A 9573-nucleotide genomic window follows, 5' to 3' on the forward strand; every position below is an offset into this window, starting at 1 on the left:
CTCGGAGAGGTGTATAAGAGACAGGTGCGCATCGAACAAGGCGAGGCATCGCCCGAGGCCGCCTTGTTCGATGCGCACCGTTCCCGCAAACGGCGCCGGCCGCTCGCCGGCATCCCAGATCAGTGCCGGCGACAGTTTGAGAAACGTGAAGCTGTGCGACCACCCAGCGTCGCTTGTGACGGTGGCCTTCCAGATGGCCTTGCCGTCCGCGGTCGGCTGCGCGATGCCGTGATCCTGCAGCACGTTGAACACCGCCGTGTTGTTCGACGGGATGCCGTCGATGCCCTGCGACAGCAGGTGGGCGCGCAGCTTGTCGGAGACGGTCTTGCTGACCAGCCACAAGGCATCCTGGGTGAGCCAGCCGTCCGACGCCTGGAGCTGGTTCAACTTGAACTCCTCGCGCAGGAGGAAGCGCAGGCCGTCGAGGAGCTTGCGCTGCAGTGCATGCTTCGGGGCGGTCATCGCCTTCGCAGGGTCGCCGCCGAGTTCATGGGCGACCGATGCCTGGTCGGCCTGTACGACCAGTTCGCCGAGTGTGCCGGCGTGTTCGTACTGGCCGGCCAGCACGTACAGCAGCGCGGACCACAGATCGGGATAGAGGCTGAGCCAATCGAAGATGTTCGGGTCGAGCACCCGGGCGTAGAGCAGCCCGGTCGCGGCGCCATGCAACCGGTACTCCCGCTCCTTGAGGTAGCGGAAGCGGTACGGCCGCTGCAACGGGCCGTGCCAGGGGTGCCAGGTCGTGCCGTCTGCGTACTCCACATGCAGATCCACGGCAATCTTGCCGATGTCGTGCAGAAGAGCCGCGTAGGCGGTGCCTGCGGTCCAGGCTTCCGCCTGGGCGGCCTGGGCCTCCGGTGTCGTGCCGGCAGGCAGCAGGTGGGACTGCCGCAGCTTGAGCGCGTAGGCGACGATCTCCAGGCCGTGATCCAGCATGCCGCCCGGATAGGCGTGGTGATGCGCTTCCGAGGCGGGGAACTGCTGGACCAGTTCGGCGTAGCGTTCCAGCGGAGCGAGGTAGAGCGTGGCGAACTGTCGCCGGGAGAGCGAGGTGCGCTGCCAGATGTGCTCCAGCAGTTTCTGGCGCCGCGGCGTGGCCAGCAGTGCCGCCGCCGACTGCGGCCGCGTCAGCCCTTTGGACGCATCGGCAGGGCCGGATGGCGATGTGCCAGCCGATGGCGGCGCCTTCTGGCGCCGGAACAGCGTGAGCATGATGACGATCCCTGAGGTCATGGCAGGGAGGCGGGCCTTTTGGCCTTTTGGCCTTTTCGGGTAGGGCCTTTCCCCTTGCTCCCCTTCCATTGCCCCTTCCCAGCCTTTCCACCCCTACCGGAACCGTTTGGGTATATGACAGCCACGCTCGTCCAACTACAGCCAATGCGGTGTTGGCCCTTTCCGGATTGAGGGCGGAAGGCTGGCTGTGCCGCGCCTACGATGAGATCTTTCTCACTGCAGGCCCGACATCATGCTCGACGCGCTGAAACAGGATATGTCCGGACGTGCGCCGGTTGACGTGGTAAGGAATTATCCTTACATTGAAGGTGTCGCTACTGAGAGCAGGAGCTTGGCCATGTCCAGCATCCACGAACTCGCCACACTTACGTCAAAGGGACAGATCACCCTACCCAAGTCGATCCGGCAGGCGCTGGGCGTCGATACCGGCGGCAAGGTGGCATTCGAGCTGCGCGGCGGCGAAGTCGTCGTCACGCGCGCCGAGTTCGAACACGAAGATCCGGCGATCGGTGCATTCCTGGGGCTGCTGGAAGCCGACATCCGCGCCGGAAGGCACCTGCAGTCCTTGCCGGACGATCTCGCCCGCGCGATGTTGGCGAATGCCGGCCACGCCGTGAACCTCGATGAAGAGATCGATGGGGAAGTGGCGCTCTGATGGAGTGTCACGGCTGGACGCTGCTGTTCCACGAGGGTGTGGTCGAGCAGTTGCGCAAACTGCACGCGGCGGCGCAGCGGGCGGAGCGGAATGACCCACGGGGGTTCGCAGGCAACGCCAACGTCAAGTTGTTCCGCGCGCTGAGCCAGTTGATCATGGACGGTGTGCCGAGCGATCCGGCACGCGACGAGTTCCGTCAGGGCAACACCCTGGGACCTGCGTACCGGCATTGGCGACGTGCGAAGATCGGACGGCGGTTCCGCCTGTTCTTCCGCTATGACTCCAAGGCGAAGGTGATCGTCTACGCCTGGGTCAACGACGAGCAGACCCTGCGGTCGGCGGGCAGCAAGTCCGATCCGTATGCGGTCTTCGAGAAGATGCTGGGGCGGGGCAATCCGCCCGACGATTGGAACGCGTTGATGGCAGCCAGCCAGCAGGATTGGAGCAAAACGGAATAACTGGATCACGCATGTAGCAGGTGAGGCCCATGACCACGAAAACCCGTCCAGGTAATGCAGAGCGCCTCGGCCGCTGGCTGGGCGGGTTGTGGCGTGGGTTCATGCGTCAAGAACGAGGTGTGTCCGGTTGGCTGATTGCGCGAGGCATGCCAGCAGGTAGCGCCACGGCGCTGCTGTGGATCGTCAAGCTGGCCGTGCTTGGAGCACTGCTGTACGCCGCGTTCTGGATCGCGCTGCTGCTGGTGTTTGTCGTAGCTGCCGCTTGGACGGCTGGGCAAACCTCCACAGATCGCGAGGACGAGCATTCGTTCACGACGCTGGAGACACTCAGGAAGAAACCTGGGTATGACCCGAACCTCTACAACGACACATCGCACGAGATGTACGAGGAGGATTAAGGCCCAGGGCCTCCCTACTTCAGTTTGCTCGAGACTGCTCCAGCGCCTTTTCCGCCGGCGTTGCTTGCTCCTTTGGTGACTTCCGAGAAGCTGTTTGCGATGGTTCCTGCGCGGATTCCAGCCCATGTAAGGGCACCAATCCAGAACCCAGGCAGCACAATGAACATCGCAGCCATCACGAAGTTGAGCAGCATGTCCCCAAAGGCGTTGTTGAGCCCGATCAGCGGATCGAAGTTGGCGTGCGGCCGGTTCCAGCCGAAGCCCGAGCCATAGAGCGCGTCGAGGATCGTCGAGTCGATCCAGCGCGCGAGTTGGAACCAGAAGTCCACGAAGAACAGCGCAAACTGCACCACGCTCACGGTGACCACCGTCTTGAGGTCGTAGGTGCCGATCAGCAGCACCAGTGGGATGCAGATCACCACCGCCATCTTGAGCAGGGCCAGCACCATGGGCAGGGCCTGGCGAACCACGTCCATCGCCGGGAAATAGCCCAGGGACCCCATGGTCAGGCCGACGTCGCCGGCGGCGCGAGTGACGACGTTTGACAGGGTCATGTCGACCTGCCCGCCGTAGTCCGAATAGATTGCGCCCCGGTTGAGCTTCTGCTGGCGCGGCGATGCGATCGCGCGGATCACGGAGTCGCCCACCTCGGCTTGGCTCAGGAAGCCAGCCCAGCCCGCCAGTCGCGTCAGCAGGCCGGGATCGACCTGGGCGAGCAGCCGCGCGCGCAGCCCCTGGCCGCCATCAGACCACCATTGCAGGCAGGTCGGATAGCCACCTCCGCTGGGCACCTGCGCCAGCCCGGCATCGCGGGTGGCGTCGTATGGCCAGGCATCGCGCGGCGTCCTGGAGCGGTAGCTGTCGTAGAAACCCGGGGTGCCGACGAAGTAGTTCGAGCCGATCCAGGTCACGTCGTGCATCTGCTCCTCGCTCAGGTTGGGCCGGGTCATGAACAGCCTGGCACGCGCCGGCCCGTAGCAATCGCGGGTGAAATCACTCACCTCCTGGGCCAGCACCGGGTCGTCGATACGGGTGGCGTCGATGTCCATGCGGATCTGCCGCAGGTCCGTGCCGCACGGGATCGCCGCCACCGAGGCGCCGGTGATCGCGCGCGAGAGCGCGTGCATCGCGAACCACCACACCGGTACCTTGGCCGACTGGTTGTTGATCGTGCTGAAGGACTGAGACCAGCCCGTGTCGGTCGGCTCGGGCACATTCACCTGGCACTGCGCCGAGCGCGAGCGGTCGTAGCGGATCGTGTTGAAATCGACGTCGATGAACGGAATGCCGGCGAACATGATGACCACGATGGCGACGAACACGCGGTTCTCGATGCGGGCCGACGACAGGACGCCCTTGTTGCCTTCGTCCGCGCCTTCCGCGCGGGCCCTCAGCCACTCCTGGATCACGATGGCGAGGAACGGGATGGCGAACACGCCGCTGGCGACCAGCACCGCCCAGATACCGTTGTGGACGATCCACGAGACCAGCGTCAGGTAGTACTCAAGGTAATCGGTCGTGATGAGCGTCATGACAAACCCCGGGTCACCCCACCTGCGTGAGCAGGCTCGCTTCCAGCGCGAACACGGCGACAATGGCCGCGATCTCCACGCGCAGCAGCCGCTGGGCGGCGGCTCTTTCGGGTTCCCGTGCGCGCAGGCGCCGGCGCATCCACAGCCAGCACCACACGGTGCCGGCATAGAGCAGCAGCCGCCAGGCCAGGGAGGCTCCGGTGTGTGCGTCCATCCAGCGCTGCCAGCCCTCGATGCCGCCGGCGATCTGGATGCCGACCACATTGACGGCAACGGCCGCGATCAGCAGCAGCGCCGTCCACAGCAGCGTCAGGCCCACGCGCCGGTTGAACAGCCAGCGCAGGCGCCACCATCCCGCGCTCAAGGGTTGCTCCCGCCGGACGGCGGCCGCTGCAGCTCGTCGAGCCGGTTGCGCACCGGGTCGCCTTCATAGACGCCACGCGAACCGGCGGCGCGCGTGCCGTGGCGCTGGATGATCGACATCGGCGAGTTGTTCGCCAGCTCGCGGCGCAGTTCCAGCTCCGTCTTGAGGTTGTGGATCTCGCGGTCGAGGATGTCGCTCTCGTGGGTGACCGCCTTCTGGGCCAGTTCGTTGGCGGCCACGTTGGGCTCCTTGCGGCCGGTGAGCAGCGTGCGCTGCAGCAGCAGGGCCTTCTCCAGCACGCTGGCGAGCGCCACCTCCGAGGCCAGGCGCCGCGCCAGGAGGTCCTGGTCGGGCTCGTCGCGCAGCGCCTCGATCACGCCGCGCGTGATCGGCAGCGACGCGCTGCCGGCGGCCTGCAGGTTGTCGAAGCCGGTGGGGCGGCTGCCGGCCACCAGCTCCTGCAGGACCTCCAGCTTGCTCTCGTACTCCTCCTGGATCAGCGGGGTCAGGCCCACGCCCGGCGTGGTCACGGTCTTGGTGCAGGCATCGCAGGTGCGCTGCTCCTGTTCACCCAGCACGCGCACCGCCCAGGCCGCAGCGGCATCGGGCGAGCTCCAGGTCTGGCAGGCCAGGTTGCCACTGCAACTGGACGGCGCGATCGAGCTGGTGTCGGTGACGCTGCGGCCGTTGATCAGGTTGTACCCGGCTCGGGTGACGTCGCCGACCACGCGCACCGGGGGCTGGCCGGCGCCGCCGGCATTGTCGCCGCCCACCCAGGGCACGCCGTTGTTGCCTCGGTTCGCCTCGGCCTCGTCGATCGCCGACACGGCGTCGGTGCTGGCGACGGACTGCTTCAGCGCCATGCCTTCGGCGAGCTGGTCCCAGCCGAGCTGGCCGCCGGCCATGTCGGCCATGCGGTTGGCGATGGCGCGGCAGGTCAGCTTGCTGCGGTCGAAATCGAGCCGTGCCTGCAGCACGCCGTTGGTCAGCAGGTTGTAGAGCCCCGGATCGGCACGCTGGATGATCAGCGCCGGCAGCGACGCCACGGCCGCGGTGGCGTTCTGGATCACCGAGGACATGATGGCCTGGAAGCCGTTGGTGATGCCGTTCAACTGGTTCTGCAGCGTGGTCGTGATGCTCATGTCGCCGCAGATCAGGTTGCTGTTCCAGCCCACGCCGACGCCGATTGAGTGCATGTTAGCCGCACCGCCCATCGACACCGCACGGCCACCGCCGATGCTGTAGAGCACGTCGTCGCCGATGACGCTGCCCTGGTGCTGCGCGCCGCTGAGGGTCTGTGCCCAGGCGACGCCAGCCGCCGCGATCGTTGCCGCGCAGACGAGCGCGACGGCCAGGATGTGGGGCCTGGCCTGCTGGGCGAGGCGGGGTAGGGGGGCTTTCATTGGAGACACCTCACATGAAATCCACACTGCCGAGGAAGACCTGCCCCCGGCGCCGGCAGCAGCTATAGGGCCGCCACAGCGCCCAGGCGTAGTCGCCTTGCCGGGCCTGCGCGCGCGTGTTTCCGTGCGGGAACACCGCACAGGTGTTCGAGAGGGTCGGCGTCAGCTCCTGCCACTTGCCCGTCGAGGGATCGGTTTCCATCAGCGCGCCAGCCGGCCAGTAACCGGTCCGCGGGCTGGCGAGCAGCGGCCGGTAGACGTGGATCTGGTTGCGCCGGGTCACGATGTCGCCCGCGCGCTGCGCGACCACGGCCGCGGCCTTGTGGTCGTCCACCTGGTGCAGGAAGCCGCCGCGCGGATAGACGTTGCCCCACAGGTTCATCGCGGTGCGCGTGCCGATCTCGCGCAGGCCGGGGATCAGGGCCTCCGGGTACAGCGACTCGGGGACGTTGTAGCGCCACGCCACCGTGTCGAGCGTGCTCAGCAGGTAGGGCATGAAGGCCGTGCCGGCCCCCGCGCAGTTGTAGCCGAATGCGCTGGCGAACTGGCCGAACACATGGCCACCCGGGTGGCCGATCACGTCCGCGTTCTTGAACTTCGCCAGGTTGTTCTCGTGGGCCTCGTTGGTGGTGCCGTCGCCGCCGGCCTGGGCGGTGGGATTGGGCAGGCTCATCGCGCGTACTTCGATCCAGGGGTTCTCGCCGGTGTTGGAGTAGCTCGAGACGACGGCATCCGGGACGTAGTGGCGCACCTTGACCGAGGTCCGTACCGTGCACCCGGTCAAGGTGCAGTAGAGCCAGTAGCAGATGCCGGTGACGCGGTATTCGAGGCAGTCCGGGGACAAGGCGGAAGCGACGATAGTCGCGGTGTTCAGGGCGAAGGACGACGCGGAGTTGGCCAGCAGCACCGAGGCGATGGCGAGGCGCAGGCGCCGGGACGCAGTGTGCAGCCGGGGCTTCACGGCTGCTCCCGCTTGTGCTGCTCGATGCGGGCGACGGCGCGTTCCACGTTGGCCTCGCCGTAGACCACGTAGCGGCGATCCACCACGACGGCAGGGACCTTGATGATACCCAGGCTCCAGGCGTCGGTGACGCCCTGGTAGGCCGCAGCGATCCTGCGCTGCAGGTCGGTACCGCCTTGCTTCAGGCGGCGCTGGACGACAGCCGTCGCCTGTCCAGGGGCGGCAGGCAGTCCGGAGGCCAGTTCGATCTCGAGTCGTGTGGGGGCATCGAGCAGGATATGCCGGTCCGCATCTCCGACGGTTGGATGCGACTGGTCGGTGATGACCCAGGTTTCCGCGGCCGCGACGCCTGCGTCAAGGATCGTCGCGGCGGCGAGAGATGCGAGCAGAGGCAGTCGTATGGAGGCAACGAAAGGACGGTGTTGCATTGCATGGCGCCCCAGGAGTTCATGAGGCGGGTAGTGCAACGCATAGGGTTCAGGACTGCGACAGGAAATGAGAAACGGGACTTTCCCGGTTTGATTCGCCTCCGTCGTTCAGCACATTCAGCGAGACTTGGACGGCTGTGCTCAGCGCCAATCTATGCACGCTCCGAACCCGGTTCGTGCGCGCACCCCGCACTCCGAGCGCAACGCCGATGACGAAAGGCCGCATATACGGTCAAGGCAGCGAAACCCACCACGGCCACGATCAGCGCATGTTCGACGGTGGATAGCCAGGCCACCGCGCCGACGATGCCGAACAGGGTGACGACATGCGTGGTGAGGCAGGCCACGAAGGCCAGGGCTGTCGACCACAGGCCCGTTCGAAACAGGCGGTCGCGCACCAGTGAGGTGGGTTTGGTTTCAGCAGTCATGGTTGTCTCCTGGTTGAGTGGGAAAGGCATGGAAGTCTGTCGGCGTCAGCGCTGAACCTCGGGCATCGCCCTCGGGCGCTCCACGAGAAGGCAGTGCTTGCCGGTGCGCCGGCAATGGTCGCGCACGCGCCAGTAGGCGTTCTGGCTGATGCAGCCGGCCTGGCAGATCACCAGGTCGGCCGCGCGCATGCTGTGCTCGATGCGTGCGAGGTCTTCCGCGTCGTCGGCCGGATCATGGGTGAAACGTCCGCCAGCCATCTCGACCAGCCGCATCATGAAGCGCGCCGCGGATGCGTCCCGGCCGAGGCACAGGACCGAGCGGTCGTCGAGGCGGCTCAGCATCGTGGCCTGCTCGAGACGGAGCGGCCGATCCTCCTCGGGTCGAGCTTGGCATGCATGCCGCTCGCGCATCAGGTCCTGGATGCGTTCCATCAACACGCGGACCTTCTTTGCGAGCGTGAGGCGGGTCGGCAGGCCGGGAAGGGTCCGCTCGAGCTCGGCACGTTCGTCACGAAGCAGCGCGATCTGCGTGTCGCGGCGGATCACTTCCGCCCGCAGGCGCATGATTTCGGCCTGCTGCGCCTGGATCTCGCCGGCCTGGCGGGTGAGGAGGTCGCTGCAGCGCGCCTGGGCCCTGCCGTGGGTCGCGATGAGCACGCGGTGCTCGCCGGCGAGTTGGTCGAATGCCTGTTCGTTCATGTCAAGCCTCCATCCGGTCCCTCGGGCGTGTCCGTCATCGACGGGGGCGCGGTTCGAGATGTTCGAGCAACTGGCGCAGCATGGTCGATGTTCCGTCCTGGTCGGTGTCGCCTTCGCCGAGATGGTCGATCAGCAGGCGGGCACGATGGCTCGCGCGAGGGCACCCGGTTTGTGCCAGTCGGCCCAGATGGCCGATCACGGCGCTCATCAGATCCTGTTGCGTGGGTTGGAGATCGGCTTGCATGACGAACACTCCTCGTATCGGGTTGGATGGCGCGCTCGGTAAGGTTCCAGTCGAGCAGCGCGCGCGCTCAGTGGCGCATCGACGGGCAGGCGTGTGCCATCGGCAGCGGCGCGTTGCCCGCGCCGCGCTCGACCATGTCGCACCACTGGGCACGGGCCTGCGCCATGACCTGCCCGAACTGCACGGGGAGCTCCGGGTGGTGCTGCAGGAACAGGAGGTTGGACGCGATCTTCTTCGCCAGGAGCGGATGCACGTCACACGGACCCGAGGCGGTCTGCCCGGGGGTGGGGTCGGCGTAGCGCGTCATCAGCGCGACGGTGGCAGCGATGAGCCCCAGCGGGCAAGGGGTCTGGCGCTCCTCGGTGTCGAATTCCATCATCGGGCTCCTGGGTCTGGGTTGGTCGTGGTGCCTGCACCGCAACCATGGCGAACAGATTATCGCGAATGAGAAACGTTCGCAATAAGAAATTCGTGTGCTGCAGAAAGCAGATGTTCTGACCGTATTCGCTGCACGTGACTCGTCTGCCACTCTTGAGAGGGAATGCACGTCGCGGCACTACATATTGGTGTGTTACATGCGTGATCAACTACATATAGTGATTTTGGCTTGACGACGGCATCACGCCGAAGCTAGACTTCACCCCGTTGATGGTTCCCCTTCCGGGGATTGAAAGGGAATCCGGTACCGGGTCGATGACCTCAAAACCGGAGCTGCCCCCGCAACTGTGATCGACGAGCGCTTCGTCACCCGTGCCACTGGCTGCTGTCCG

13 protein-coding genes and 1 riboswitch are annotated in these 9573 nt (G+C 66.1%); of the genes, 3 read left to right on the plus strand and 10 right to left on the minus strand.

Going from position 1 to position 9573, the window contains the following annotated elements:
• Positions 1-1212: MobH family relaxase (gene mobH, locus GPA21_RS16900; RefSeq protein ID WP_246262031.1), on the minus strand; the 1212-nt coding region annotated here is incomplete at its 3' end.
• Positions 1213-1465: 253 nt separating this feature from the next.
• Here mobH and GPA21_RS16905 point away from each other — a divergent pair.
• From GPA21_RS16905 to GPA21_RS16915, 3 genes are read left to right on the plus strand one after another with little or no spacing between them, the layout of a single operon-like run.
• Complete coding sequence (locus GPA21_RS16905) at positions 1466-1888, plus strand: type II toxin-antitoxin system PrlF family antitoxin (protein ID WP_425483705.1); 423 nt, start codon at positions 1466-1468, stop codon at positions 1886-1888.
• Positions 1888-2346 carry a type II toxin-antitoxin system YhaV family toxin gene (locus GPA21_RS16910; protein WP_043742210.1) on the plus strand — a complete coding sequence of 153 codons (459 nt, stop codon included), beginning with the start codon at positions 1888-1890 and terminating at the stop codon, positions 2344-2346. The genes GPA21_RS16905 and GPA21_RS16910 overlap by 1 nt, the downstream gene beginning before the upstream one ends.
• Before the next feature lie 29 nt (positions 2347-2375).
• Positions 2376-2744 (plus strand): DUF3742 family protein, encoded by a 369-nt coding sequence (locus tag GPA21_RS16915; RefSeq protein ID WP_043742208.1) that lies wholly within the window; start codon positions 2376-2378, stop codon positions 2742-2744.
• A gap of 14 nt (positions 2745-2758) precedes the next feature.
• Here the strand turns inward: GPA21_RS16915 and GPA21_RS16920 are convergent, their stop codons facing one another.
• The 9 genes from GPA21_RS16920 to GPA21_RS16960 form a co-directional block, all read right to left on the minus strand.
• The gene (locus tag GPA21_RS16920) at positions 2759-4276 is read right to left on the minus strand and encodes a conjugal transfer protein TraG N-terminal domain-containing protein (RefSeq protein WP_168989287.1); all 1518 of its coding nucleotides are present in this window, start codon (positions 4274-4276) and stop codon (positions 2759-2761) included.
• A 13-nt stretch (positions 4277-4289) separates the two neighbouring features.
• A complete protein-coding gene (locus tag GPA21_RS16925; RefSeq protein ID WP_168989288.1) occupies positions 4290-4640 on the minus strand; it encodes a hypothetical protein in 351 nt (116 codons plus the stop codon).
• Complete coding sequence (locus GPA21_RS16930; RefSeq protein ID WP_168989289.1) at positions 4637-6043, minus strand: integrating conjugative element protein; 1407 nt, start codon at positions 6041-6043, stop codon at positions 4637-4639. The genes GPA21_RS16925 and GPA21_RS16930 overlap by 4 nt, the downstream gene beginning before the upstream one ends.
• Positions 6044-6053: 10 nt before the next feature.
• Complete coding sequence (locus tag GPA21_RS16935) at positions 6054-7004, minus strand: TIGR03756 family integrating conjugative element protein (protein ID WP_339379796.1); 951 nt, start codon at positions 7002-7004, stop codon at positions 6054-6056.
• On the minus strand, positions 7001-7432 hold the full coding sequence (locus tag GPA21_RS16940) for a TIGR03757 family integrating conjugative element protein (RefSeq protein WP_168989290.1): 432 nt from the start codon (positions 7430-7432) through the stop codon (positions 7001-7003). Before GPA21_RS16940 ends, GPA21_RS16935 begins: the two co-directional genes overlap by 4 nt.
• A 152-nt stretch (positions 7433-7584) precedes the next feature.
• Positions 7585-7860 (minus strand): hypothetical protein, encoded by a 276-nt coding sequence (locus tag GPA21_RS16945; RefSeq protein ID WP_168989291.1) that lies wholly within the window; start codon positions 7858-7860, stop codon positions 7585-7587.
• A gap of 45 nt (positions 7861-7905) precedes the next feature.
• A complete protein-coding gene (locus tag GPA21_RS16950) occupies positions 7906-8559 on the minus strand; it encodes a DUF2325 domain-containing protein (RefSeq protein WP_168989292.1) in 654 nt (217 codons plus the stop codon).
• A gap of 34 nt (positions 8560-8593) precedes the next feature.
• Positions 8594-8803, minus strand: coding sequence for a hypothetical protein (locus tag GPA21_RS16955; protein ID WP_168989293.1), 210 nt, complete (start codon positions 8801-8803; stop codon positions 8594-8596).
• Between the two features lie 67 nt (positions 8804-8870).
• On the minus strand, positions 8871-9179 hold the full coding sequence (locus GPA21_RS16960; protein WP_168989296.1) for a hypothetical protein: 309 nt from the start codon (positions 9177-9179) through the stop codon (positions 8871-8873).
• Positions 9180-9435: 256 nt separating this feature from the next.
• A riboswitch (cobalamin riboswitch) is annotated at positions 9436-9573 on the plus strand. This riboswitch is flagged as partial in the annotation.

Origin of the sequence: Azoarcus taiwanensis, from assembly GCF_012910885.1 — a bacterium.
Taxonomy (GTDB): domain Bacteria; phylum Pseudomonadota; class Gammaproteobacteria; order Burkholderiales; family Rhodocyclaceae; genus Azoarcus_F; species Azoarcus_F taiwanensis.

Coding starts and splice junctions, on each gene's coding strand:
- GPA21_RS16905 (WP_425483705.1), top strand. CDS start 1,466: ATGCTCGACGCGCTGAAACAGGATATGTCCGGACGTGCGCCGGTTGAC.
- GPA21_RS16930 (WP_168989289.1), bottom strand. CDS start 6,043: ATGAAAGCCCCCCTACCCCGCCTCGCCCAGCAGGCCAGGCCCCACATC.
- GPA21_RS16915 (WP_043742208.1), top strand. CDS start 2,376: ATGACCACGAAAACCCGTCCAGGTAATGCAGAGCGCCTCGGCCGCTGG.
- GPA21_RS16945 (WP_168989291.1), bottom strand. CDS start 7,860: ATGACTGCTGAAACCAAACCCACCTCACTGGTGCGCGACCGCCTGTTT.
- GPA21_RS16910 (WP_043742210.1), top strand. CDS start 1,888: ATGGAGTGTCACGGCTGGACGCTGCTGTTCCACGAGGGTGTGGTCGAG.
- GPA21_RS16950 (WP_168989292.1), bottom strand. CDS start 8,559: ATGAACGAACAGGCATTCGACCAACTCGCCGGCGAGCACCGCGTGCTC.
- GPA21_RS16955 (WP_168989293.1), bottom strand. CDS start 8,803: ATGCAAGCCGATCTCCAACCCACGCAACAGGATCTGATGAGCGCCGTG.
- GPA21_RS16960 (WP_168989296.1), bottom strand. CDS start 9,179: ATGGAATTCGACACCGAGGAGCGCCAGACCCCTTGCCCGCTGGGGCTC.
- GPA21_RS16940 (WP_168989290.1), bottom strand. CDS start 7,432: ATGCAACACCGTCCTTTCGTTGCCTCCATACGACTGCCTCTGCTCGCA.
- GPA21_RS16920 (WP_168989287.1), bottom strand. CDS start 4,276: ATGACGCTCATCACGACCGATTACCTTGAGTACTACCTGACGCTGGTC.